At 34.2% G+C, this 25,716-nt stretch carries 22 protein-coding genes; 17 read left to right on the top strand and 5 right to left on the bottom strand.

Annotated features, from left to right (window positions below):
• Nucleotides 1-248: 248 nt before the first annotated feature.
• From IRZ99_RS07525 to IRZ99_RS07515, 3 genes are all read right to left on the bottom strand, one after another.
• Nucleotides 249-1,061 (bottom strand): AraC family transcriptional regulator, encoded by an 813-nt coding sequence (locus IRZ99_RS07525; RefSeq protein WP_194656680.1) that lies wholly within the window; start codon nucleotides 1,059-1,061, stop codon nucleotides 249-251.
• 64 nt (nucleotides 1,062-1,125) lie between these two features.
• Nucleotides 1,126-2,013, bottom strand: coding sequence for an oxidoreductase (locus IRZ99_RS07520; RefSeq protein WP_194656679.1), 888 nt, complete (start codon nucleotides 2,011-2,013; stop codon nucleotides 1,126-1,128).
• 155 nt (nucleotides 2,014-2,168) lie between these two features.
• Nucleotides 2,169-2,564: a DoxX family protein gene (locus tag IRZ99_RS07515; RefSeq protein WP_194656678.1), complete on the bottom strand. Its 396-nt coding sequence runs from the start codon at nucleotides 2,562-2,564 to the stop codon at nucleotides 2,169-2,171.
• Between the two features lie 160 nt (nucleotides 2,565-2,724).
• Between IRZ99_RS07515 and IRZ99_RS07510 the strand changes: the two genes are divergently transcribed.
• The 11 genes from IRZ99_RS07510 (at nucleotide 2,725) to nagB (ending at nucleotide 12,277) form a co-directional block, all read left to right on the top strand.
• Entirely contained in the window at nucleotides 2,725-3,297 is a 573-nt protein-coding gene (locus tag IRZ99_RS07510) for a Crp/Fnr family transcriptional regulator (protein WP_194656677.1), read from the top strand.
• A gap of 296 nt (nucleotides 3,298-3,593) precedes the next feature.
• Complete coding sequence (locus IRZ99_RS07505; RefSeq protein ID WP_194656676.1) at nucleotides 3,594-4,148, top strand: YceI family protein; 555 nt, start codon at nucleotides 3,594-3,596, stop codon at nucleotides 4,146-4,148.
• A 4-nt stretch (nucleotides 4,149-4,152) separates the two neighbouring features.
• Nucleotides 4,153-4,371: a 4-oxalocrotonate tautomerase family protein gene (locus IRZ99_RS07500; RefSeq protein ID WP_072973910.1), complete on the top strand. Its 219-nt coding sequence runs from the start codon at nucleotides 4,153-4,155 to the stop codon at nucleotides 4,369-4,371.
• A gap of 5 nt (nucleotides 4,372-4,376) precedes the next feature.
• Complete coding sequence (locus IRZ99_RS07495; RefSeq protein WP_194656675.1) at nucleotides 4,377-5,111, top strand: SDR family NAD(P)-dependent oxidoreductase; 735 nt, start codon at nucleotides 4,377-4,379, stop codon at nucleotides 5,109-5,111.
• 72 nt (nucleotides 5,112-5,183) lie between these two features.
• On the top strand, nucleotides 5,184-5,942 hold the full coding sequence (locus tag IRZ99_RS07490) for a type 1 glutamine amidotransferase domain-containing protein (RefSeq protein ID WP_228519045.1): 759 nt from the start codon (nucleotides 5,184-5,186) through the stop codon (nucleotides 5,940-5,942).
• Between the two features lie 68 nt (nucleotides 5,943-6,010).
• Nucleotides 6,011-6,496 (top strand): cupin domain-containing protein, encoded by a 486-nt coding sequence (locus tag IRZ99_RS07485; protein WP_228519044.1) that lies wholly within the window; start codon nucleotides 6,011-6,013, stop codon nucleotides 6,494-6,496.
• Between the two features lie 80 nt (nucleotides 6,497-6,576).
• Nucleotides 6,577-7,059 (top strand): nuclear transport factor 2 family protein, encoded by a 483-nt coding sequence (locus tag IRZ99_RS07480; protein ID WP_194656674.1) that lies wholly within the window; start codon nucleotides 6,577-6,579, stop codon nucleotides 7,057-7,059.
• Nucleotides 7,060-7,076: 17 nt separating this feature from the next.
• Nucleotides 7,077-8,162: a nitronate monooxygenase family protein gene (locus IRZ99_RS07475; RefSeq protein WP_194656673.1), complete on the top strand. Its 1,086-nt coding sequence runs from the start codon at nucleotides 7,077-7,079 to the stop codon at nucleotides 8,160-8,162.
• Nucleotides 8,163-8,250: 88 nt separating this feature from the next.
• Nucleotides 8,251-8,832 carry a TetR/AcrR family transcriptional regulator gene (locus tag IRZ99_RS07470; RefSeq protein ID WP_194656672.1) on the top strand — a complete coding sequence of 194 codons (582 nt, stop codon included), beginning with the start codon at nucleotides 8,251-8,253 and terminating at the stop codon, nucleotides 8,830-8,832.
• 62 nt (nucleotides 8,833-8,894) lie between these two features.
• Nucleotides 8,895-10,109 (top strand): MFS transporter, encoded by a 1,215-nt coding sequence (locus IRZ99_RS07465; protein ID WP_194656671.1) that lies wholly within the window; start codon nucleotides 8,895-8,897, stop codon nucleotides 10,107-10,109.
• 254 nt (nucleotides 10,110-10,363) lie between these two features.
• On the top strand, nucleotides 10,364-12,277 hold the full coding sequence (gene nagB, locus IRZ99_RS07460) for a glucosamine-6-phosphate deaminase (RefSeq protein ID WP_194656670.1): 1,914 nt from the start codon (nucleotides 10,364-10,366) through the stop codon (nucleotides 12,275-12,277).
• Nucleotides 12,278-12,544: 267 nt separating this feature from the next.
• Here nagB and IRZ99_RS07455 read toward each other — a convergent pair whose 3' ends face one another.
• Complete coding sequence (locus IRZ99_RS07455; RefSeq protein ID WP_194656669.1) at nucleotides 12,545-13,258, bottom strand: LytTR family DNA-binding domain-containing protein; 714 nt, start codon at nucleotides 13,256-13,258, stop codon at nucleotides 12,545-12,547.
• Nucleotides 13,259-13,323: 65 nt separating this feature from the next.
• Nucleotides 13,324-14,382: a sensor histidine kinase gene (locus IRZ99_RS07450; protein WP_194656668.1), complete on the bottom strand. Its 1,059-nt coding sequence runs from the start codon at nucleotides 14,380-14,382 to the stop codon at nucleotides 13,324-13,326.
• Between the two features lie 429 nt (nucleotides 14,383-14,811).
• On the opposite strand from IRZ99_RS07450, the gene IRZ99_RS07445 reads away from it, so the two are divergent.
• The 6 genes from IRZ99_RS07445 (at nucleotide 14,812) to IRZ99_RS07420 (ending at nucleotide 25,694) form a co-directional block, all read left to right on the top strand.
• A complete protein-coding gene (locus IRZ99_RS07445) occupies nucleotides 14,812-16,689 on the top strand; it encodes a sodium:solute symporter family protein (protein ID WP_194656667.1) in 1,878 nt (625 codons plus the stop codon).
• A 195-nt stretch (nucleotides 16,690-16,884) separates the two neighbouring features.
• Entirely contained in the window at nucleotides 16,885-17,850 is a 966-nt protein-coding gene (locus IRZ99_RS07440; protein WP_228519043.1) for a glycoside hydrolase family 130 protein, read from the top strand.
• A gap of 7 nt (nucleotides 17,851-17,857) precedes the next feature.
• The gene (locus tag IRZ99_RS07435) at nucleotides 17,858-18,925 is read left to right on the top strand and encodes a carbohydrate-binding family 9-like protein (protein ID WP_194656666.1); all 1,068 of its coding nucleotides are present in this window, start codon (nucleotides 17,858-17,860) and stop codon (nucleotides 18,923-18,925) included.
• A gap of 6 nt (nucleotides 18,926-18,931) precedes the next feature.
• The gene (locus tag IRZ99_RS07430) at nucleotides 18,932-20,014 is read left to right on the top strand and encodes a putative glycoside hydrolase (RefSeq protein ID WP_194656665.1); all 1,083 of its coding nucleotides are present in this window, start codon (nucleotides 18,932-18,934) and stop codon (nucleotides 20,012-20,014) included.
• A gap of 216 nt (nucleotides 20,015-20,230) precedes the next feature.
• On the top strand, nucleotides 20,231-23,368 hold the full coding sequence (locus IRZ99_RS07425) for a glycoside hydrolase family 2 TIM barrel-domain containing protein (protein ID WP_194656664.1): 3,138 nt from the start codon (nucleotides 20,231-20,233) through the stop codon (nucleotides 23,366-23,368).
• 4 nt (nucleotides 23,369-23,372) lie between these two features.
• Nucleotides 23,373-25,694 (top strand): beta-N-acetylhexosaminidase, encoded by a 2,322-nt coding sequence (locus IRZ99_RS07420; RefSeq protein ID WP_194656663.1) that lies wholly within the window; start codon nucleotides 23,373-23,375, stop codon nucleotides 25,692-25,694.
• Nucleotides 25,695-25,716: the final 22 nt, after the last annotated feature.

The following is a 25,716-nucleotide window of genomic DNA, read 5'->3' as shown; positions in this document are numbered from 1 at the left end:
AAATTTGACATTCTGTTTATTTACTCAAAGGTAAAATCACAGTTACTGTTTTTAAAGCGAAAAAATGTCAAGTGTCCATATTGGCAGTTGAATAGACCAATCTTGATGTGGAAAAGAATATAATTTAACCGCAAGGTACGCAAGGAATTACGCAAAGGTCGCAAAGCTAGTAGTTAGCTTTGCGACCTTTGCGTTTTTATTAAGTTCTCTACTTCAAAAAAAACTTGCGTACTTTGCGGTTAAATTTTTCACACTTTCGATGGAGATAATCCGTATTGTTTTTTAAAGGCGAAGGAGAAATGAGAAAGATCTTCAAACCCTACTTCCAGATAAACTTCAGATGGACTTTTTCCTTTTTCTTTTATAAGATAATAGGCTTGTTGTAGTCGCTTTTGGAGTAACCATCGGCTTGGTGAAATGTCAAAAATACGTTGAAAATCCCGTTTAAAAGTAGCGAGACTGCGACCGGTTAAATACGCAAAACGCTCTAGTTGCACATTAAAATGAAAATTCTTTTTCATAAAAGCTTCCAAATCAATTTTACCAGGTTCATTAAAGTCAAATAAAATATCTTTGAGTTCCGGTTTGCATTGCAGTAAAATATTGATGGCTTCATTTACTTTTAAGGCTTGAAGTTCTTCTGTAATTAATTGATCTTCGTTGATATAAGGAATCAGCGAATCCATTAAACTTTTAAGCAATGGAACTTCTTTTAACTGAAAAACAGTTTCAGTTTCAGGGCTCTTAATTAAACTGGTTTTTTGATTGTGTTTTATAGAGAAATCACGCAACGCTTCCTGATTCAGATAAATTGAAATGGATTGAAAAGCGGTATTCGGATTGGGTTGTTTGTTGAATTTGATAAGCTGATTCCTTTTGATAAATCGAAAATCTCCGGGGTTGAAGACATATTCACAATTACCGTTATTTAAAGTAAGTACTCCCGAAATCTGAAAACTTAAAACATGTTCAGCAGCAAATTGTTCGCCTTCCCGGTTCTGCGTATAATAGCAGGAGTAGGCAATTGGCGAGGTTTTCTGATTTATTTTGGAATCGTTCATATCACAAATTTATAAAAAAAAGGGCAGTAATAATGGATAACTGCCCATTGTAAAACGTTTTGGATTATTGTTTTTTACCATTATTGGTATACCATTTTCCTTGTGCCGTATCAAAAAAACTTCCAGCATCATCATGATCTGTAGAAAAACTAATATCGATCCATTTTTCCATTTCTTCTGTTCGGTTCTGATCAGCATTTTTTAAAATACCAATTGCCTCACTACCTAATACCAAGTGTACCGGCGGGTTTGGATGAGAAGCTAAATCAACCACCACTTTCGCTGCTTTTTCAGGATCTCCGACAGCAACAAATTTTCCTCCTTTGAAAAAATCAGTACGTTGTTTTACCATTTCGTAGCCTTCGATTTCAGCTGCATACGACATAGAGGCTCCCGCCCAATCGGTACGGAAACCACCTGGCTCAACACTGGTTACAAATATTCCTAATGGAGTAACTTCTTTAGCTAAAGCTTCCGTAAAACCGCTTAGACCAAATTTTGCCGCCTGATACATCGTCAAACCGGGATTACCAACGCGCCCACCAATAGAACTGATCTGCAAAATTCTTCCTGAACCTTGTTTACGCATATAAGGCAATACAGCACGGGTAATTGCAATTGGCGCGTATAAATTGGTTTCCAACTGACTTCTAACTTGTTCATCAGTATAAGCTTCAGCCGCACCAATTATTCCGAATCCGGCATTGTTCACTAATACATCTATTCTGCCAAAATGTTCTGCGGCAGTTTTAACCGCGCTATAGACTTGTTCGTAATTAGTAACATCTAAAGCCAAGGGAAAGATTTGATCTTTAAAACGTTCCTTCAAATCATCTAATTGACTGATATCGCGAGCTGTTGCTACGACTTTATCGCCACTCTCTAAAACTGCTTCTGTAAGATTACGTCCTAATCCTCTTGAGCTTCCTGTAATAAACCATATTTTGTACATTGTAATTGTATTTAATTGTTCATGACAAAATTACGTCAGAAGCAATGTTTGTTATTTTGCTGAAAAGCTCAAATTTATTTGTTGAAAAGCTCAGTAGTAAAAATCAAAAAGCTTAAGAATAAATCTCAGGCTCTTTAAAATGGTATTGAAATAAGTTATTCTGCAACAGTGGCAATATATTGGATACTATATAACTTTCTAAACATGAAATAAGTTACACTCACCATTACAAAAGCAATAATAGCATCTGTTGTTGCAGAAAAGCCTAATACAGCTAATTTTGAAAAGAAGGCGAAAGTAATGTCAAAGAAAACACCGGCAAATACCCATTCTTTCAATCGTAATAATTTATTCGGAATTAATAACGTAATTATACCTGCCACTTTAAATACGCCTAGCAAATAAATAAAATGTTCCGGATAACCTAATTGTTGTGTAATTCCCCAGACAATTGGATTTGTTGTAAGTTCGAAGAAACCGCTGGCGCCAAACCATAAAGAAGTTAAAATAACACCTGTCCAATAAATAATTTTTGTTGTTTTTGCATTCATGATTTTAAATTTTTAAGTTGTTAAACAGGACAAATTTCTATCAGAAGCATCAAAAAAAATAGTGCTTTTTTGTCGAAGCGGACATTTTTAGCTTCCAAATAGACAAACAATAAGTTCAACAGATTTCCTAACTTTACAAAAGATTTATTCAGATTTTAAAATGGAAGCCAAAGAACTCTTACAACAACATATTGCGAAAATAGCTTCATTGACAGATGAAGACTTCACTTATATTTTTTCTCATTTTAAACCACAATCTTTTAAAAAAGGACAGGTTATTATTGGTGAAGGAGATAAAGTAGATTGCGAATATTTTGTGATTTCGGGTTGTCTGAAAGCTTTCTTTATTAATGACGAAATTAAAATGTACATATTGCAGTTTGCCATGCCAACCTGGTGGGCTTCTGATTATGCTGCGTTATATAATCAGACACCTGCTACAATAAGTGTTGATTGTATTACAGATGCAGAAGTGCTTTGCCTTTCTAGTGAAGATCGCGAGAAACTTTGTAGCGAGTTTCATGAGCTGGAACACTTTTTCCGCTGGCGAACAAATAGAGGATACATTGCCTCTCAAAAAAGGCTTTTATCCTTTATGAATAACAATGTCAAAAAAAGATACGAGGAACTTTTGGCATTGTATCCTCAATTATACAATCTTGTCCCAAAGCATTTAATAGCTGCATATCTTGGTGTTTCAAGAGAAACTTTAAGCCGATTGCATAGCTCTTAAAAGGAGATGTAATCAAAATGAATGGATTTGCATACGTTTGACTGGACTGAAGTCCAGCCCTACAATATATTTAGAGCCGAAGGCTCTTTCTCTTAAAGTTCGGTAAAGTTCCGGAGGAACGGTTTATTTTGTAGGGCTGGACTTCAGTCCAGTTAACGCCAACGCAAATGATTGATTCATATAACAAAACCAATATAATTACCCGATTTAACCCAAAAATCAGAATGTGATCTACATCACGTAACCAATTTTCATAGTCGCCGTTCCTTTGTATTGTACTTTTAAATACAATAAAAATGGAAACAACAAATTTTAAAATCGTAAGCTCAAATAGCAACGTAGAATGGACTGGTAGAAAAGTTACCGGTGCCCATAATGGTACAATTGGTATCAAAGAAGGTAATTTCGTCTTTAATGATGGAATAATAAAAGAAGGCAATGTTGTCATCAACACTTCTTCAATTAAAATTCTGGATGTAACAGATCCGGCAACAAATGCACAATTCGCGGGTCATCTTTCCTCAGATGATTTTTTCTCAATCGAAAAATTCCCTACTGCCTCTTTTGATATTCTTACTGTTAGAGAAGTATCAGACAGCACTTATTATCTGGAAGGTAATCTTACTATAAAAGATATTACTCACGTTGTTGGTTTTGAAGCAACGGTTGAAAACAATAGAAATAACATTACCCTTTCAGGTAAACTGGTAATTGATCGCACTAAATATGATATCAGATTCCGTTCAGGGAATTTCTTCAAAGATTTAGGAGATACCTTAATTTACAATGACTTTGAGTTGGATTTTAATATCATAGCCGAAGCCATCTTTTCAGAACAAGCTAAAAACTAAAGCCATGCCTTACGTAAAAATCGAATTGACTCGCGAAGGAGTAACCCGCGAGCAAAAACAGGAATTAATCAGTGGTATAACCAACCTGATTACAGACGTATTAAACAAAGACCCGCACTTAACTCATATCGTGATTCAGGAAGTAGATTTAGACGATTGGGGTTACGCAGGAGAACAAGTATCAGTATTAAGAGAAAAAGGCATAACAGCCGATAAAAAATAAATATCATGAAAAAACAAACAATAATCGTAACAGGTGCAGCATCTGGTATAGGAAAAGGAATCGCTAAATACTTTTTAGACAGAGGCGATAATGTAGTAATCAATTCAGTAACTCCGGCTTCATTAGAAAGCGCTTACAACGAATTTGGAGCAGGAGATAATCTGGCAATGTACGCCGGAGATATCAGCGATAAAAACACAGGTGAACAACTGGTAAAAATCGCACTTGAAAAATTTGGTTCTGTAGATGTGTTGGTAAACAATGCCGGAATCTTTGACAGCAGACCCTTTTTGGAAGTAGACGAAGCTTATTTAGACAAGTTTTTGACTACAAACTTAAAAGGAACTTATTTTACTACACAAGCCGTTGTTCCTCAAATGTTAGAACAAAAAGGTGGTGTTGTAATTAACATCGGAACACCATTAGTAAATCACGGATTAGGCGGATGGCCGGCTTCTGCTCCGGTTGCGAGTAAAGGTGCCATTCATGCTTTGACTATTCAATTGGCAGCAGAATTTGGAAAACGTAATATCCGTTTCAATACTGTTGCTCCAGGCGTTATTAGAACCCCAATGCACGGTGATAAAGCCGATCAGAGTGCTGGTCTTCATTTATTGAATAGAGTAGGTGAAATCGAAGATGTTGCCGAAATGGTTTATACTGTAGCAAAAAGCAATTTTATTACCGGATCAATTATCAATGTTGATGGAGGTAAAGCTGCTGGTCATAACTTAAATTAGTTTAAAAAAGAATAATAACTGCTTCAATGCTTTGTAGCAATATAAAGTGTTGAAGCATAAATAATAAGAAAAATGAAAAATATAATGAAATCAGTATTTATTGCTCTTTTTGCAATAAGTAATCTTGCAGTTACTGCGCAGGAAAACAAAAAAACAAAAGTATTGTTTGTTTTAACTTCACACAATAAATTAGGTGACACTGGGGAATTAACCGGTTCATGGATTGAAGAATTTGCAACACCTTATTTTTACTTTTTAGATAAAGGAATTGAAGTCGTAATTGCTACTCCAAATGGTGGACAGGCTCCAATTGATCCCAAAAGTAATGATCCATCCTTTCAAACTCCGGCAACTAAACGCTTTTATGCAGATCAAAAGGCACAAACTGCATTGGCAAGTACAGTGAAAATTACCAGTGTAAAACAAAAGGATTTCAAAGCAGTTTTCTATCCGGGAGGTCATGGTCCAATGTGGGATTTGGCTACTGATAAAAACTCGATAAAACTTATTCAGGATTTTTACAATAATAGCAAACCAATCGCTTTTGTATGTCATGCACCGGCAGCTTTGGTAAATGTTAAAGACAAAGACGGAAAATATCTGATTGCCGGAAAAAAAGTAACAGGTTTTACTAACACTGAAGAAGCAGCCGTTGGATTAACCAAGGTGGTTCCGTTTTTATTGGAAGATAAATTAAAAGAACGTGGAGGTAAATATTCTCAGGGTTCTGATTGGGGCTCTTATGTAGTGGAAGATGGTTTATTATTGACAGGTCAAAATCCACAATCTTCTGAGGAAGTAGCTACTAAATTATTATCAAAAATAAAATAAGTAATGATTTGGTATGGTTTGAAAAACAGCTGTACCAAATCTTTTTTTAATATTTAAAAGAATTCATTATGATATCTAAAATATTCTGCAATAGTATCTTAGTGCTATTTTTTATTTTTGCTAACCTAAGTGCTGCACAAGGACTAAGTACTAAAGATTTTAATTTTATTAATCCGGAAAATATAGTCTGGAATTCATTTCCAGCTTTTCCTGAAAGAGTAAAACTTGCTATTTTAGTGGGTAATCCAACTAAAGCAGAACCCTTTATTGTTCGGGTAAAAGTACCCAACGGCGAAAAGATAATGCCACATCTACATCCTGAAGACAGGATTTATACGGTAGTTTCAGGTATATTTTATATAGGTATAGGCGACAAGTATGATGAAAATAATTTAAAAGCCTATCCGCCTGGTTCAGTAGTAGTATTACCGGGAAATACACCTCATTTTCATCTTGCTAAATCGGGCGAATATATTACTCAGGTATATGCCATAGGTCCTCTTGGTTTAGACTATCTGGATAAGCAATTTGATCCGAGAATAAAATCTAAATAATAATATATAAGTGATGTAGATCACGTAGTCTTCTCGCTGTTTCTTTTGAAATTTGTAGTGTAATTATAAACTTAAAAATCATGAAACTGCAAAAATCAAAATTGTTAGTATCAAAAGTAATTTTAGTAATCGCTTTAATGCTCAATAATGTACAGGGCATAAAAGCACAAAATAATATCAAAATGGAAAATCATAAAGAAGATGTATCTGCCATTACAGATGCAATAGAAAATTATTATTTTAAAGGCATTTATGAAGGAGATGCCATACTGTTGGAAAGTATTTTTTATCCCGGAACATTAGTTTATGGAGATGTAAACGGACAGCCGTACTTTAAAACAGCCGATCTTTATTTGAATGGCGTAAAAAACAGACAAAGTCCGAAAGATTCAGGCAAACCTTATAAAGGCGAAATTCTGAATATAAAAGTCGTAAACTCAATTGCGATGGCAGAGATTAATTTAAAAATGTACGAGTTTAATTATCGGGATTTTTTATCTTTCCATAAGATAAATGGCAAATGGTATATTGTCAATAAAATGCTAACCAATGTAAGTGAATAACTTTAAAAAGTAAAGTCATGTGGTACAATACAAAAGCAACAGAATTACTTGGAATTCAATATCCAATATTGCAAGGACCATTTGGAGGTAATTTATCCTCTGTAGCCTTGGCCGCAGCGGTTTCAAACGCTGGCGGACTAGGTGGTTACGGTGCTTATACAATGACACCTCAGGAAATTTTTGAGGTTGATAAACAAATAAAAGCAGCAACTGATAAACCATATAATCTTAATCTTTGGGTATCTGATCATGATATTCCTGAAGGCGGTTTAACAGATGAACAATTCAATAAAGCGGCAATACTATTTAAACCTTATTTTGATGAAGTTGGAATCCCGTTACCGGAGAAACCAGCTTCCTTTCAATCCAGATTTGAAAATCAATTGGATGTTATTTTAGACGTTCGTCCAAAAGTATTCAGTTTTATGTTTGGCGCATTACCTGCTGATGTTTTGGAACAAACCCGTAAATTAGGAATTGTAACAGTTGGGGCAGCAACAACTTTAGACGAAGCCATTTTTTTAGAAAATTCCGGCGCCGATATGATTATTGCTTCCGGTTTTGAAGCAGGTGGGCACCGTCCTTCTTTTTTAGCTTCAGCAGAATCATCAGTAACAGGAACTTTTGTTTTATTGCAATTAATTAGAGAAAAAGTAAAAATTCCGGTGATAGCAGCAGGCGGAATCGCTAACGGAAAAGGAGTTGCAGCAGCATTAGCTTTAGGAGCAAGTGCAGCTCAAATCGGAACTGCTTTCTTAGCTGTCGACGAATCAAATGCATTACCTATTCATAAGGAAATGTTATTCTCAGATGCGGCAAAATATACCACATTATCACGCGCCTATACAGGAAGATTGGGTCGTGGAATAACCAGTAGAATTGCAAAAGAAATTATAGGAAAAGAAGCGAGTGTTTTGCCATTCCCACTGCAAACGACTTTTATGTCACCGTTGCGAAAAGCGGCACTCGATCAGGAAAAATGGGATATGATTTTATTTTGGGGAGGGCAAATTGCACCCATTTTAAAACATACCAAAGCAACCGAATTAATGCATTCTTTAATAGAAGAAACCACAACATATTTTGATGATTTGAAAGGGTAACAGAATTTTTTTTTAAAAAATTAAAGTTAAAAATAGTTTTGAATTAAAGACCGTTCGGTCTATATTTGCAACTTAGAATTTGGAAATCATGAGTAAAGCAGAACGAACCAGACAATTTATAATTGAAACCTCGGCGCCTCTTATTAATAAAAAAGGTATGGCGGGTACTTCATTAAGAGATATTATGGAAGCCACAAAGCTTGCTAAGGGAGGAATCTATGGTAATTTTGAGAATAAAGAAGAGATCTGTATGGAATCCTTTTTATATCTAAGATCACAATTAGCTTCCAAATTAGATATAGCTGCTTCCAAAGGCAAATCTGCTAAAGAGAAATTATTTAATTTGCTGGAGGTCTATGGCAATGGCAAAAATATGGTAGAAGGTTGTCCTATTTTGAATTTTGGAACAGAAGCGGATGACACAAATCCCGTCATGAGAGAACAGGTGAAAAAAGCAATTCTTTCTGCCCAGAAAAGATTTTTCAATATAGTGGAAGAGGGGATTCAAAATAAAGAATTGTCTTCAGAAATAAATTCTGAACATTACAGTATCAGGGTTTTCGCAATGATAGAAGGCGGTATTTTATGCCGAAAAGTATTTGGAAACAATGATCAAATGAATATTGTTCTGGACGGCATTAAAACTGAATTTGAGCGCTATGTTTTATAGCGTATTTTTTTTAAGCAATTTAAGACCGATTGGTCTATTTTATTAATAATTAATCTTACAAAATGAGAAATTTACAAGAAAATCATAAAGGTTTCAGTACTCTACTGGCTTTGGCACTTATACCATTATCAGGGTTTGCAACCGATATTTATTTACCATCGCTTCCTGCTATGGCAAAAGACTTAAACGTTACAGCTGGAGCGATTCAGCTTTCATTAGTTTTTTTTATGTTCAGTTTGGGAGTAAGCCAAATTTTTATAGGCAGTATATTGGATAGTTTCGGGCGCTTTAAAATTAGCATTGCATCATTGGCTGTCTTTTCAGCAACCAGTTTTGTTATCGCTTTTGTACCCAATATTTATGTTATATACGCTATGCGTGTCATTCAGGGAATTGCGATTGCCTTTATTGTAGTCTCAAAACGTGCTTACTTTGTTGATCTGTATTCAGGAGATAAATTAAAAAGTTTTATCAGTTTATTTTCTATTATTTGGGCCTGTGCGCCAATCATGGCTCCGTTTTTAGGAGGTTATTTACAAAGTTTGTTTGGCTGGAGATCTAATTTTTATTTCCTTGGCGGATTATCATTACTTTTTCTGGTGTTGGAACTTTTATATAGTGGAGAATCGTTAAAATACTTTCATCCCTTTAAATTAAAATCTATTGCACAAACCTATTCAGGTATGCTCAAAACAGCTGATTTTACATTAGGAATCGTAATTCTGGGTATTTGTTTTGGCTTAGTCGTAATTTATAATTTAGTAAGTCCTTTTATCATAGAACGTGTATTTGGGTATTCTGCCATTACAACAGGTTATAGCTCTTTATTATCTGGTTTAGCTGTGATGACGGGTGGTATCATTGCCAAATCTCTTATTCATAAACCTTTAGCAAAAAAGGTATCCATTGCTGTTACTGTACAACTTGCGTTAGTGTTGCTAATGATTTTTACAGCACAATTTGGAAGTAATATTTACACAGTAATTGGTTTTACAATGGGACTCAATCTCTGTGGAGGTTTTATATTTAATGTTATTTATGGGTATTGTCTAAGTCGTTTTTCAAAAAATGCTGGGATAGCAAGCGGACTTACAGGTGGTGCTACGTATATGGTTAGTTCCGTCTTTAGCTATGGATTTGTTAATTTATATGCTGTTAAAAGTCAGCTATTACTTGGAGCAGCAAACATTTCGTTACTATTTATTATGGGATTTATTTTTATAGTTTTTAATAGATATAGATCGAGAAGTGTTATGGCAGCTACTGTTAGAGCATAAAAAAGGAAAGAGTTTGCTCAAAGAGGGCTTCACAGAGACTACATAAAAAAGGGATTATTTCATTTATAAAGAAATAATCCCTTTTACTTTTAAACATAAGAACAATCTGATTATTAGCTTTAATTACTATGTCATATTTGATTTAAGTTTCCAATTGTGCTTTTTGCCGAAGCTTACTAGTCATCTGTCGAATTTTTAATTTTTTAGCGCATGTATTATATAATTTTATGCTAATAAATTAAGACAACACATAAATGATTAAAGAAAGTATAAATTTTAAAGAAGCTGGAAAGTTTGAAGAAACACGTTTTGAAAAGATTCATAATGTGATTTTTGATTCGTCTCAGGAAGCGTCTATATTGGTTGCTCAGGAAATCGCGAACATCATTCAGAGAAAAGAAGAATTGAATGAACCTTGTGTTTTAGGATTGGCAACCGGATCTTCTCCTATAAAAGTATACGAAGAATTAGTACGACTTCATAAAGAAGAAGGTTTGAGTTTTGCAAATGTAGTAACCTTTAACTTAGATGAATATTATCCAATGGATAAAAATAATATTCAGAGTTATTGGTATTTTATGCACGAGCACCTTTTTAATCATGTAAATATTTTACCTAAAAACATTAACATTCCTGACGGAAATATTAGCAGCGAAGATCTTCAGCAATATTGTATTGATTATGAAATGAAGATTAAAGATTACGGTGGATTAGACTTTCAGCTTTTAGGGATTGGAAGAACGGGGCATATCGGATTCAATGAGCCGGGATCGCACGTAAACTCTGGAACCAGAAGTATTACATTGGATCACTTAACCCGTGTTGATGCCGCATCTTCATTTTTAGGTATTGATAATGTACCCAGAAAAGCTATTACAATGGGAATTGGTACCGTAAAACATGCCAAAAGAATTGTATTGTTAGGATGGGGAATCAGCAAAGCCGAAATCATTAAAAAAACAATTGAAGGAGAAATTTCTTCAAGAGTACCAGCGACTTACTTACAACAGCACAACAACACAACATTTGTTTTAGATACAGAAGCTTCATCAGAATTAACCAGAGTAAAAACACCCTGGTTAGTGAAATCTGTAATCTGGACAGAAGAATTAAAATTGAAAGCTGTGGCCTGGTTAAGCGAATTGACTCAAAAGCCTTTCCTTAAACTAACAGACAAAGATTATAACGATAACGGAATGTCAAGTGTTTTGACTGAAGAAGGAACTGCTTATCATTTAAACATTAAAATGTTTAATAAAATGCAGCAAACCATCACGGGCTGGCCTGGAGGAAAACCAAATGCAGATGATACTTACAGACCAGAACGTGCAACTCCGGAGAGAAAAAGAATTATCATTTTTAGTCCACACCCTGATGATGATGTTATTTCGATGGGAGGAACTTTTGACAGATTGGTAGAGCAGGGCCATGACGTTCATATCGCTTATCAGACTTCAGGAAATATTGCAGTTTCAAATGAAGAAGCTTTAAAATTTGCTGAGATTTCAAAAGCATTAAATGCTAATTCAATTGAATCAGAAAATATTATTAACTTTTTGAAAAACAAAAAAAGCAATGATATAGATTCACTAGAAGTTAGGAAATTAAAAGGTTTGATTAGAAGAAGTGAATCTTTAGCTGCAACACGTTATTTAGGAGTACCGGATTCAAATGTAAATTTCCTTGATCTTCCTTTTTATGAAACAGGAACAGTTAAGAAAAATAATCTTGGCGAAGCGGATATCAAAATTATGTGTGATATAATCGAAAGAATTAAACCACACCAAATTTACGCAGCAGGAGATTTGGCAGACCCTCACGGAACGCACAAAGTATGCTTGGACAGTTTATTTGAAGCTTTGAAAAGATTAAAACACAACAGTTATATGGATGACTGCTGGGTTTGGTTATACAGAGGCGCGTGGCATGAATGGGAATCCTACCAAATTGAAATGGCGGTTCCAATGAGTCCTGATCAGGTACTTAAAAAACGTCATGCAATCTTCTATCACCAATCTCAAAAAGACGGCGTTATGTTTCAGGGAGATGACAGTAGAGAATTCTGGGTAAGGGTAGAAGACAGAAACAGATTAACCGCAGAAAAATACCATGCTTTAGGGTTAGCAGATTATTCGGCTATCGAAGCTTTTAAACGTTATTATTTCTAGAGTGATTTAAAATATAATAAGCTATTTTCATGTAGTTTATTTTGGTTAGTTACCAACTTTGAAAATGCAGCCCTGGTAAGGCTGCATTTTTTTTGTATGTGAAATGTTATATGTGAAATGGTAGAAGTTTTGCGCAATCTTGTCATCCTGAGGAACGAAGGACCACACAAGAAATTCCGCTTCTAAAATCACCAATCTTTGTCGATCTGCTAGTATGATCCTCCGTTCCTCAGGATGACAAACTGAGCGAAAAACGGTGTGTATTTTCTAAATCGAAGAATTCAAAATTCTTTGTTTAACATGCTCCATGTACGATCTGCCAATTACGTATCTAAGACCTTCAATTTCAATGCTGTTTCCTTCAACAGCGTCGATTTTGTCAATGGCGATGGTGTAAGATCTGTGTATTCTTAAAAAGTTTCTTTCAGGAAGCAAATCGGTAAAATCTTGTAAGGTACTATGAATGATGTATTTGCCTGTAAGCGTATTTATTTTCAAATAATCTTTCAAACTTTCTATAACCAGAATTTCATTAAAGAAAATCTTCTTCATTCTTTTCTTGTCGATCTTCACAAAAATAAAAGGACTTTCCGGACCACTTTCTTGTGGAGTATTGTTTTTATTTTCAAGTCTTTTACTTGCTTTATTTAAAGCTTTCATTAACCTTGGAAATTCGATTGGTTTTACCAGGTAATCCAATACATCTAGTTCGTAAGTTTCGATTGCAAATTGGCTATAAGCGCTTGTAATGATAAGCAAAGGAGGATTTTCAAGACTTTTTATAAAATTGATGCCATCAAGAACCGGCATGTTAATGTCTAAAAAAATGACATCAACATTATTGTTTTTCAAAAAGTTTAAACCTTCTATTGGATTACTAAAAGTGTTTATTACCTCAAAATTTTCGATTGGCTCTAAATAATTTTTAATGACATTAATTGCCAATGGTTCATCATCTATGATTAAACAATTTATTTTCATCTTTATAAATATTATTTTTTGAGCGAAATAATTTTGGTGGTATTTTTTTTAACGAAGCCGTTTTTTTAAGCGACTTTTATTTTTAGCTTTACGACAAAAATATTCTTTTTATTTTTAAAAGAAAGTTTGTACTCCTTTTTATTATAACCTAATTCCAGTCTTTTTTTGACATTTTCAATTCCTATACCACTTGACTGGTTAAAATTGTCTGTATGCTGTGTAATTTCTGGCATTGGATTCGAAATTGTAAAATACAGAAAATCATCTTTTACTTTAAAGTTAATATTAATAACAACTTTCCCGGTATTTCTGTTTACACCATGTTTAAAGGAGTTTTCAATAAAGGTCAATAATATAATTGGAGCAATTTCTTTATCATGAATATCACCTGAAATGGACATATTTACTTCTAATCGATCATCATTTCTAATTCTTTCGAGATCCAGATAATTTTGGATGCAGAGTATTTCGTTTTCTAAAGTTTGTCTTTTGCTTTTGGTGTCATATAGCATATAACGCATTAATTCGGAAAGCTTTATGACCACTTTTGGTGTTTTGTTTGATTTTTCTACAGATAGCGAATAAATGTTATTCAACGTATTAAAGAAGAAGTGCGGAGAAATTTGCGATTTCAAAAAAAGCAATTCAGTTTCTAATTGTGATTTTTCAAGATCTGTAACTCTTTTTTGTTCTTTCAAAAAGTCGAAAGTTATTTTAATTGCTGTCACAAAAGTCATTACATACAATTCTCCCATCATCATCTCAATCGTGTAATTGAGTGTCAGTTTCGTTATAACTTCAGGTCCTTCAGGCCAAACATTATGTGCTATTAAAAAGTAAGTAAGATTGAATTTTAGAATTACCATTAAAAAAATGGAGGATAAAATCGCAATTACATACAAAATGTATTTCTTTCTATAAATAAGATAGGGCATAAAAATCAAGATATTCAAATAACATAAAGTCATGTGAATTGGAAAACCCAGCAAATTTGTTTTTAAGGAATACAAGTAATCATTGAAATAGCTTCCCCATCTAAAAGTATTAAATAGAAAGTAAGTAAGCCAAAAAAGAACGTGATAACGCAATGGTATCCTATAAAGTTTGTCAGAACTGAAATTCATAATATGAGTGTTTTTTGTGACTTTTTTTGATGTTTATCTTCGTTTATATGTCGTCCGTCTAAAATAGTTTTACTGAAAATCAAAATTTGTTTAGATTTAGAGTTAAATTAAGATTGTTTATATCTGAAGAAATCTGTCTTTTATTTTACTGCCAATTCTGATTGCAAGTTGTGAAATAAAAGTGTACAAAAATAAAAGTAGGTAAGTTTTTTTTAAACTCCGTTTTCTTCACTAAATCGATTTATATAAAAAATAATTGTATTATGTTAACGAAGAAGCAATATCGCATCATCAACAAGTTTTTCCTGAGGTTTCTAAAATCAATCTAGATTTTAGTTTATCCCAAAGATTTGCAAAAAAAATAACCAATCAGATAAAAGTCTGAACCAACAATAAAATTAACTAACCAACAAATAAATAATAAAATTAATGGATATCATTGACGTATCGATCATCGTAGCCTACATTCTGCTTTCAGTAGGAATAGGAATTTGGATTTCAAGAAAAGCATCAAAGGGATTAGATGATTACTTCCTTGGCGGAAAAACAATCAAATGGTATTTTTTAGGATTAAGTAACGGATCAGGAATGTTTGATGTTTCAGGAACTTCCTGGATGATTGGCGTTCTGTTTTTATATGGCGTAAAAAGTTTCATGTTTATGTGGCTTTGGCCTATTTGGAATCAGATTTTTGTGATGATGTTTCTCGCAGTCTGGATCAGAAGATCAAAGGTAATGACAGGTTCTGAATGGATTTTAACCCGTTTTGGAAACGACAGAGCCGGAAAAGCATCTCATATTATTGTGGCTATTTTTGCTATCATTTCTACCATTGGTTTTATTGCTTACTTCTTTGAAGGAATTGGTAAATTTATCACCATTATTCTTCCTTGGGATTTAACGCTTCAATATGGCGATTTAATTCTATTGACATCAGAGCGTTCTTATGCCTTAATAATCATATTCTTAACTACAATTTATACCGTTAAAGGAGGTATGTTTTCTGTTGTTGCGACAGAAGTGGTACAATATTTAATTATGATTATTGCCAGTGTTTTGATCGCAGGTTATGCTTTTGTAAATTATACTGATATTCAGATTAACTCTGTAATTAGCGAAGAATGGAAAAACGTTTTCTTTGGATGGCAGTTTGAAACCCAGTGGAGCGAAAAGTTTCAGACTTTCAATAATTTAATTGATTCTGAAGGTTATAAAATGTTTGGCGCTTTTATCGGAATGACATTATTCAAAGGATTTTTCGCCAGTGTTGCGGGACCTACGCCAAGTTATGACTTACAAAGAATTCTGTCTACAAAATCGGTAAAAGAAGCGGCATATATGAGTGGTTTCACAAACTTAATTTTGTTCATTCCAAGATACTTATTAATCACCGGAATTGTGGTTATCGCTTTGATAAACCTGGCGCCAGAATTAAATGCAAATACAGGTTTAACTGGAGCTGATTTAGAATTATTAATGCCAAAAGTGGTTAATTTATATCTGCCTGTTGGAATAAAAGGACTTTTACTTGCCGGTTTATTGGCGGCATTTATGTCTGGATTCTCAGCCTTTGTAAATGCAGGACCAGCTTATATTGTAAATGATATTTATAAAAAATACTTCAAACCGGTTGCTACAAACGCACACTATATTAAAGTAAGCCAAATCTCTTCTTTCGTGGTTGTAGGTTTGGGTGTCTTTATGGGATTTTTTGCAGATTCTATTAATTCCTTAACGTTATGGATTACCAGCGCCTTGTACGGCGGTTATGTGGCGGCCAATTTCTTAAAATGGATTTGGTGGCGCTTTAACGGCTGGGGCTATTTCTGGGGAATGTTTGCCGGCTTAATCGTTGCTTCTTTGCAGTTTGTTTTAGGACAATATAAAGGAACTTTTACTGAAGGATCATTTTTATATGATTTGTCAGAAGTACAGGCTATTTACTTATTTCCCGTAATATTTGGTTTCTCCATTTTAGGTTGTCTTTTAGGAACTTTCCTGAGCAAACCAACGGAAATGGATGTTTTGCGATCTTTCTACACCAATGTTAGACCTTGGGGATGGTGGAGTCCGGTTTATAAAACATTAAAACTAGAAGATCAGACTTTCGAAAAGAACAATGATTTCTGGAAAGATATGCTGAATTGTGTTATCGGAATTGTATGGCAGTCGAGTATGATTTTGCTTCCGATATACTTTGTTATTAGAGATTATCCAAAGGCTATTGCGGCATTGGTTGTGTTTTTAGTGACAACAACCATTTTGAAATTTACTTGGTTGGATAAGGTTCGTAAAATAGCGGATTAGAAAATAGAGAATAGAAAATAGAGAATAGACAATAGACAATAGACAATAGAATAATATTAAAACGCATAGGACATAGAACTTCAATTGTGAAAAAGAAACTAGTTTCCCACACATAGCTATGTTTTTTTTAGCATCTATGTTTCTATGTGTTTTTAAAAGAAGAGAATAAACAAAAAACAACAAAAAATAAAGAAGATGAGTACTATTCCTTGGCAAGACAGACCCGAAAACAGCAAAGATGTAATGTGGAGATATTCTGAAAATCCTATTATTGACAGATATGCTATACCATCGTCAAACAGTATTTTTAATAGTGCAGTAGTTCCTTTTGGAGATGGCTTTGCGGGTGTCTTCAGATGTGATAATAAGGCAGTTCAAATGAATATTTTTGCTGGTTTCAGTAAAAACGGAATCGATTGGGACATAAATCATGAGCCAATTGTAATGCAGTCCGGTAATACCGAAATGATCGAATCGGCATACAAATACGATCCTCGTGTTGTTTTTATCGAAGATCGTTACTGGATTACCTGGTGTAATGGCTACAACGGACCAACAATCGGAATTGGATATACTTTTGATTTTAAAGAATTTTTTCAATGTGAAAATGCCTTTTTGCCTTTCAACAGAAATGGTGTTTTGTTTCCACAGAAAATCAACGGAAAATACGCGATGTTAAGCCGTCCAAGTGATAACGGTCATACGCCTTTTGGAGATATTTGGATTAGCTACAGCCCGGATATGAAATATTGGGGTGAACACCGTTTAGTAATGAAACCAACTCCTTTTGAAGACAGTGCGTGGCAATGTACAAAAGTAGGAGCTGGACCTATTCCAATCTTAACTAACGAAGGCTGGTTAATGATTTATCACGGCGTTATTAACACCTGCAACGGTTTCCGCTATGCAATGGGATCGGCGCTTTTAGATGTTAATTCTCCGGATAAAGTAAAATACAGAACACAGCCTTATTTATTAGGACCAGCAGAACTTTACGAAATGGTTGGCGATGTACCAAATGTGGTATTCCCTTGTGCAGCTTTGCACGATACCGAAGAAGATAAATTGGCTGTTTATTATGGTGCTGCTGATACAGTTGTCGCTATCGCATTTGGTAAATTAAGCGAAGTGGTGCAGTTTACAAAAGATAACAGTTTATAGAAAAAATATGTGTTTAAAATCTAAATGTTTAGTAGTTGCTTTAGGGATGCTTTCGATAAGTGGTTATTCACAATCGAAAAAAGCCGTTGTGCCAAAAACGTATGTAGCTGCTAAAACTGCAACTCCAATTGCAATTGACGGGGAGGAAAATGATGCTTCTTGGAATAAAGTAGAATGGACTGCCCTTTTTGAAGATATCTCAACTGATGTAAAACCAAAATATGCAACTAAAGTAAAAATGCTTTGGGACGAAACCAACTTTTACATATTGGCAAAAATGGAAGAACCGCATGTTTGGGCTAATCTAAAACAACGGGATACCATTATTTTTTATAATAATGATTTTGAAGTTTTTATAGATCCCGACAGCGATACTTTTAACTATTATGAATTAGAAATTAATGCTTTAAATACAGCTTGGGATCTATTTTTAACAAAACCATACAGAGAAGATGATAAGGTTGTTCTAAACGATTGGAATATTCCGGGTTTAAAATCGGCTGTAAAAATCAACGGTACGTTAAATAATCCAAATGATACTGATGAAGGCTGGGTTTTAGAAATGGCAATTCCGTGGGCATCATACAAAACAACTTTTTTTGATCAAAATGTTCCTGTAGATAAATTCTGGAGAGTTAATTTTTCCAGGGTAAACTGGCAGCATGATATTAAAAATGGCAGTTACGAACGCAAGAAAGATGCGGAAGGAAAATTTCTTCCGGAGTACAACTGGGTTTGGTCGCCAATGGGTGTAATCAATATGCATGAACCTGAAAAATGGGGTTATGTTTATTTTTCTTCAAAAGAAGGAAAAGACAGTTTTGAAATCCCACAAGATGAAAAAGTCAAATGGGAATTGTACACACTTTACCGCGCACAGAAAGAATATTACAGCAAAAACAAAACCTGGGCAAAATCCCTATCAGATCTTACTAAGAAACCGATTACTGTTGATGGAAAAGTATTAAAACCAGTACTTGAAAATCATACAACCGGATTTAATATAGCTGTAAAAAGTCCATTTTCGAATAAAACTTTAATTATAGAAGAAGACGGCAAAATAATATCAAAATAAACCACTATGAAACTACCAAAACTATTACTTTTTTTACTGGCACTTAGTATTTTTTCATGTGCTAAAAAAGAAGAACAAACCACTTTTAAATTTGGAGTATGGACGACGGCAGATGCTAAAAAATCTGACGCGGATTACACAAAAGAATTCAAAAAATACAAAGAGGGAGGACTTGACGAAGTATTAATTAATACAGGAACTGATCCAAAACTTCTAACAAGAATAGCACCTTTAGCAGCAAAAGAAGGTCTAAAAGTTCATGCCTGGATTATGGCTATGAACAGACCTGGAGATTCAATCGCTTTACGACATCCTGATTGGTACCAGGTAAGTAAGGAAGGAAAATCTTGTTTTGATAACCGTCCGTATGTAGATTATTATCAATGGTTATGTCCAACCAGAAAAGAATCAAGAGAACACGTTTTGCATTTAGTGGAAGAACTGGCAAAAGTAGAAGGTATTGAAAGTGTTCACTTAGACTACATTCGTTTCCCTGACATCTTTTTACCAATCAGTTTATTACCAAAATACAATTTGGTTCAGGACGTAGAATTACCTCAGTTTGATTTTTGTTATTGTGATGAATGTGTAAAAGCATTTGAAAAAATCCATCATAAAAATCCAAAAACAAGTCACAACACTTCTATCGATATGGAGTGGAAAAACTTCAGACTAAATGCGATACAAGCTGTGGTTAATGACGCTTACAAAATTGTACACAAACACAATAAAAAACTAACGGCAGCGGTATTTCCTTATCCTGAAATGGCCGATCATATGGTGCGTCAGCGTTGGGATAAGTGGGATATTGATGAAGTTTATCCAATGATTTATCATAGTTTTTATGATGAAGAAATTGACTGGGTTGGTTACGCTACCAAACAAGGTGTAGCCGATTTACAAGGCAAACAAACGAAAGTGAATACCGGAATTTATATTCCAGGATTAAAATCAGACAAAGAATTAAAGGAAGCCATTTTACTAGCAAAAGAAAATGGTGCAATAGGAGTTTCTTTCTTTGATGGAGGTGCTTTATCGGAAAGCAATCTGAAAACAATTAAGGAAACAAAAGCAAGTTTAAATAATTAGTGGTTTTTTTGTTAAATCCGGATATCTGCTGAGTTGGTTAGTGCAGATATTCGGATTTTAATTAAAAGTAACTTTATATTTATATCCTGAGCCATAATAACAATTATGGTTCTGTTTGTTTTATTATAGTATGTGTTTTTATTTCGTAAGAAGAAGTGTTTTATTATTTTTCTCACGGAATAAAATTTAAGAATTTACAAGAGTAAAAATCAAATAATGAAAAAAAATATATTCATTGCCGCACTCACCATAGTTTCTATATTTTCTGTTCAGGCACAGGAAAGTACTCTTTTTTGGCAAAATGAAAAAATAAATGAAGATAATAGAGAGCCAATGCACTCGGCCTATTATGTTTTTGAGAATGAAAAATTAGCAGCAAATAACGACTGGCGCTCATCAAAAAACTATTTAGACATTAACGGAGCCTGGAAATTTAAATATGTTGACAGCCCGGCAGATCTTCCAAAGGAATTTGAAAAAAGTAATTTTAACGACCAGTCTTGGGATAATTTTAAAATTCCGGCAAGCTGGGATGTAAATGGTTATGGTTTTCCTGTGTATACCAATACAACATATGATTTTGCAAAATACATAAAAGTAAATCCACCTTTTGTTCCTACAAATTACAATCCGACTGGGGTGTACAGACGCGAAATCACAATCGATAAATCGTGGGAAGGAAAAGATATTTTTCTTCATATTGGAACTGCAAAATCAAATCTTACGGTTTGGGTAAATGGTGTTTATGTAGGTTATGGTGAAGATGGAAAATTGCCATCTGAATTTAATCTTAATAAATATGTGAAAATCGGTAAAAACACGATCGTTTTAAAAGTGATGAAATGGAGTGACGGTTCCTATTTAGAATGTCAGGATTTCTGGAGATTTAGCGGTATTACAAGAGATTCTTATTTGGTTGCACGTAACAAAACACATTTGAAAGATTATGAAATCGTTCCGGATTTAGACGCTTCTTATTTAAATGGAAGTTTAAAAATCTCCACTGAATTTTCTGCTGTAAATAAAAAAGACAATTATGCTTTAGAGGTTCAATTGAAAGAGGGTGATAAAATTATTACTTCTAAAACTATTTCCGCTTTAAGCGAAAAACAAACCTTTGACTTTGCTGTAAATAATCCGAAGAAATGGAGTGCTGAAATTCCGAATTTATATCAGGTTAGTTTCCTTCTGAAAAATAATAAAGGAAATATTATTGAAGTTATTAATCAAAATATTGGCTTTAGAAAAGTAGAAATTAAGGGTGGACAGCTTTTGGTTAACGGAAAAGCTATTTACATAAAAGGAGTGAATCGTCATGAAACGGACCCTGTTACAGGGCAAACAGTTTCAAGAGAACGCATGGAAGAAGATATTAAATTGATGAAAGAATTTAATATTAATGCCGTGAGATTGGCGCACTATCCAAACGATGAATATTTTTATGAATTATGTGATAAATACGGAATCTATGTGGTAGATGAGGCGAATGTCGAATCTCATGGAATGGGTTATGATCTTACCAAAACCCTTGGTAATAAACCGAGTTGGGAGCTGGCGCATTTACAACGCATGCAGCGCATGGTAGAACGTGATAAAAACTATCCTTCCATTATTATCTGGAGTATGGGGAATGAAGCGGGTAACGGTTATAATTTTTACAGAGGATATTTGTGGATAAAAGACCGCGATAAATCAAGACCTATTCAGTACGAAAGAGCGACTGCCGGAGCATGGGACGGAAAGGATCTAAAATACGAATGGAATTCAGATATTATTGATCCGATGTACAGTTCACCTGATAAAATGGAAGAATATATATTAGCAAACCCAAATCCGTCAAGACCTTACATTATGTGTGAATATGCGCATGCCATGGGAAATTCGATGGGGAATTTCAAAGATTATTGGGATATTATCAGAAAATACCCAAATTTTCAGGGCGGTTTTATTTGGGACATGATTGACCAGTCGGTTTATAAAACACAACCAGACGGAACGGTAGTATTGGCTTACGGAGGAGATTTTGGACCTAAGGATACACCAAGTGATAATAACTTTTTGGACAATGGCGTTTTTAGCCCGGAAAGAAAACCAAACCCGCATGCTTTTGAAATGCGAAATGTGTATCAAAATATCCTGACTTCTTGGGGAAATAAAGAAACGGCGACTATAAAAGTCTACAACGAATTTTCATTTAAAGATTTAAGCAATGTGAGTTTGCATTGGAAATTAATCCTGGATGGAAAAGAGACTGAAAGCGGTGTTATTGATGATTTAGAAATAAAATCTAATGAATCGAAATCGTATAAATTACCAGTTAATTTAGATGGAAAACAGTTTCGGGAGGCTTTCATAAATGTGACGTATCATATTAAACAAGATGAACCATTTTTACCAAAAGGTTTCCAAATTGCAACAGAGCAACTGGCATTTAAAGGAAGCTGGAAAAACGATATTAAAATCGAAGGCACTTCAAAAATAACGGTAGAGAAGAAGGAAAATAGTACCGTTTTTAAAAGCGATAAAATGGAAATTGCTTTTGATAAAAAAACGGGTTTTATAAATGGTTATTTCTTTCAAAATCAGATAATTATAAAAGAAGGTTATCAATTACGTCCTAATTTATGGAGGGCACCAAACGACAATGACTTTGGAGCTTATCTTCAGGAAAAATTGAAACCATGGAAAGATGCAACAGAGAACCCTACTCTTATAAATTGGTCTTATGTAGCAAAAGACAATAAAATTATTGTTACGGCAACGTATGATTTACCTCAGGTTGTTTCAAAATTAGTTTTGAATTACGAACTTAGCGGCAACGGAGAATTAAGCGTGAAAGAACAATTAAACATTGAGAAAACAAAAGAACAACCAATGCTGCCAAGATTTGGTATGGAAATAATTGTTCCGAAAGATTTTAGCAACATGACATATTACGGAAGAGGCCCACACGAAAATTACATTGACAGAAATTACAGTTCGCAAGTAGGGCTTTATACACAAACAGTTTCAGAACAGTATTATCCTTATATCCGCCCGCAGGAAACCGGAAATAAAACGGATATTCGTTGGGTTGAATTAGCAAACGATAAATTGAAATTAACAGTAAAATCAGATAATTTGTTGTCAATAACCGCTTTGCATTATTTAAATGAAGATTTAGATGACGGGTTGAAAAAAGATCAAAGACACGCAGCTGAATTAAAGGAAAAAGATTTAACCAGTTTGAAAATTGATTACAAACAAATGGGTGTAGGAGGTATTGATAGCTGGCAAGCGTGGCCAATGGAAAAATACCTTTTAAAGGACAAAAATTGTCAGTATCAATTTAAAATTACACCATCTTTAAAATAAATTTATGAGGACATTAAAACCATTATTTGTCTTAATCTTCTTAGCCGTTTTAACTGCGGGTTATAGTCAAAAAGTGTACACGGAAAAAGACATTAAAATTATTCCGAAACCAACACAATTAGTAATAAACAAGGGCGTATTTGAATTTTCTAAAAGCACAAAATTTATTGCTGTAACTGATTTTCAAAAAGAAATCTCCAATGCGCTGATAAGTAAGTTTGAAAAAGCAGGAGGATTTCGTCCTGAATTATCGACTGCGATTCCGAATAGCAATTATGTGCAATTTAAAGTAGATGAAACTTTAGAGAAAGAAGCCTATATATTAGATGTAAATTCGAAATTCATTACTATTACAGCCAAAGGGCAAGCCGGTTTTATTTACGGATTAGAAAGTATCAGACAATTGCTTCCGGTTGTAATTGAAAGTAAAAATGTTATTCCGAAACAAAAATGGCAAATTCCGAGTTTGCTTATTAATGATAAGCCTCGTTTTCAATGGAGAGGTTTAATGTTGGATTTATCACGTCATTTCTTTGATAAAAACTATATTCTGGCTACGATTGATCGTTTGGCAATGCACAAAATGAACGTTTTGCATTTGCATTTAGTAGACGATCAGGGATGGAGAATTGAAATCAAAAAATATCCAAAATTAACCGAAGTAGGAGCATGGAGAGTCGATCAGGAAAGTTTATCCTGGAATGCCAGACTTACCACAAATCCAGATGAAAAAGGAACGTATGGAGGCTTTTTAACTCAGGATGAATTAAAAGAGATCGTAAAATATGCTGCATCAAAAAATGTTGAAATTATTCCTGAAATCGAAATGCCGGCACACGTAAGCAGTGCTATTGCGGCATATCCTGAACTGGCTTGTTTTGATCAGCGCATTGGAGTTCCGTCAGGAGGTTTATGGCCCATTACTGATATTTATTGTGCCGGAAAAGAAACAACATTTGAGTTCCTTCAGAATGTAATCGATGAAGTGGTTACCATTTTTCCTTCAAAATACATTCATATTGGAGGTGATGAAGCGACTAAAACCAATTGGGATAAATGTCCGAATTGTCAAAAAAGAATGCAGGAAAATGGTTTGAAAAATAGCCATGAATTGCAAAGTTATTTTGTAAAAAGAATGGAGAAATACATCAATTCTAAAGGCAAAAAACTAATTGGCTGGGATGAGATATTAGAAGGAGGTTTAGCTCCTGAAGCCACTGTAATGAGCTGGAGAGGAACCAAAGGCGGTATTGAAGCTGCGGAACAGGGTCATGATGTTATTATGACACCGGAATCGCCTTGTTATTTCAATTTTTATCAGGGACCTCAAAATGAAGAACCTTTAGCTTTTGATGCTTATAATCCATTAAATAAAGTGTACGAATTTGATCCTGTGGTTTCGACGATGACACCAGATCAGGCAAAGCATGTATTAGGTGGACAGGCGAATTTATGGGCAGAATTTCTTTCGAGTCCAAGTGCTTCAGAATATATGATTTTCCCGAGATTGGCTGCTTTATCTGAGACTCTATGGAGTCCGAAAGAAAGCCGCAACTGGAATGATTTTACGACAAGATTAACGTCATTATTACAGCGTTATAATTATTTGGGAATCAATTATGCAAAAAGTGCTTATTTGGTAACGGCTTCTTCAACGGCAGATTTAGCTCAAAAACAAATTAATGTTACTTTGAAAAATGAATTTCCAAATCCTGATATTCGTTATGTTTTGGGCAATAAACCATTGGATCAACAGGCTTTAAAATACACAAATCCAATTCCGTTTAACGGAACAACGATCCTAAAAGCATCCTTATTTCAAAATGACAAACCAGTTGGAAAAACATTTACAGATACAATTGTATTTCATAAAGGAGTTGGACATAAAGTAAGTTACCTAACACCATACAACGGTAATTACAAAGGTGACGGACCTTTTGGAATGGTGAATGCAATTCGTGGTTCTAAAAACTTTCATGATGGGCAATGGCAGGCATGGTTAGTAAATGATATGGAAATCGTGATTGATCTTGAACAACAACTAAATATTCAACAGGTAATAGTTGGAACTTTGGAAAGTCAGGGAGCGGGAATAAATTTTCCGTTACAAGTAAAAGTCTTAGTTTCAAACGATAGCATCAATTACAAAGAAGTAGGAAAGGTGAATCGCACTTATGCATCAAATCCTGTATCGGAATTAAAAGATTTTATAATTACTTTTGACAAGCAAAATACCAGATTTATCAAGATCATAGCAGTTAACTTAAGAAAGAGCCCAAAAGGAGACAGTTCATGGTTATTTGTAGATGAAATTTTAGTCAATTAAAATAGCTGAAGTAATAATAGCT

Origin of the sequence: Flavobacterium sp. LC2016-12, from assembly GCF_015351595.1 — a bacterium.
In the GTDB taxonomy this organism is placed as follows: Bacteria; Bacteroidota; Bacteroidia; order Flavobacteriales; family Flavobacteriaceae; genus Flavobacterium.
This window is presented reverse-complemented; position numbering and strand designations above follow the sequence as displayed.